Below are 585 nucleotides of genomic sequence, written 5' to 3'. Positions count from 1 at the left end.
GCGTTGCTGAAGCGAGGATGCGGTTGCGGACGTCCTATGCGATGCTCGAGGCCGAGCTGCCGCCAAGCGGCTGGGCGATAGGAGATCGGTTCACGCTGGCGGATTGCGCGGCGCTGCCGGCGCTGTTCTACGGCAACAAGGTGGAGCCGCTCGGCGGCGATCTGCGGATCGTCGCCTCCTATCTCGATCGGCTGACCGCGCGGCCCTCGGTGGCGCGCGTTCTCGCCGAGGCCGAGCCCTATTTCAGCATGTTCCCGCAAGAGCCCGGCTGAGCGCGGAACCGCGCAAAATAATTTCGATCCCCGCTGTCGGAGGGGACCGGCACGGATCGTCTTTCTGACGAGGGCAGGGAACTCCTGCCGATGGCAGCGCAGGGAGAGTGACCATGCGGTTCATGGTGATCGTGAAGGCGACGCAGCAGTCGGAAGCCGGCGTGCTGCCGACGACCGAGGAATTCGCCGAGATGGGACGGTTCAACGAGACCCTGATCAAAGCGGGCATGATGGAGACGGGAGAGGGCCTGCACCCCACGGCCAAGGGCGCGCGGATCGAATACTCCGATGGTGAGCCCCGCATCCTGCGCGG

2 protein-coding genes are annotated in these 585 nt (G+C 66.2%); both read left to right on the top strand.

The window, feature by feature from the left end; genetic code table 11:
• Positions 1-272, top strand: a 272-nt coding sequence (locus BRAS3809_RS20785; protein WP_035657330.1) for a glutathione S-transferase family protein, incomplete at its 5' end; no start/stop codon positions are given.
• A 113-nt stretch (positions 273-385) separates the two neighbouring features.
• Positions 386-585 (top strand): dehydrogenase (locus BRAS3809_RS20780; protein WP_035657328.1); only part of this gene is annotated, 200 nt, incomplete at its 3' end.

It is taken from the genome of Bradyrhizobium sp. STM 3809 (assembly GCF_000239795.1).
Taxonomy (GTDB): domain Bacteria; phylum Pseudomonadota; class Alphaproteobacteria; order Rhizobiales; family Xanthobacteraceae; genus Bradyrhizobium.
The sequence above is the reverse complement of the archived record's forward strand: the minus strand, read 5'-3'. Positions and strand labels throughout refer to the sequence as shown.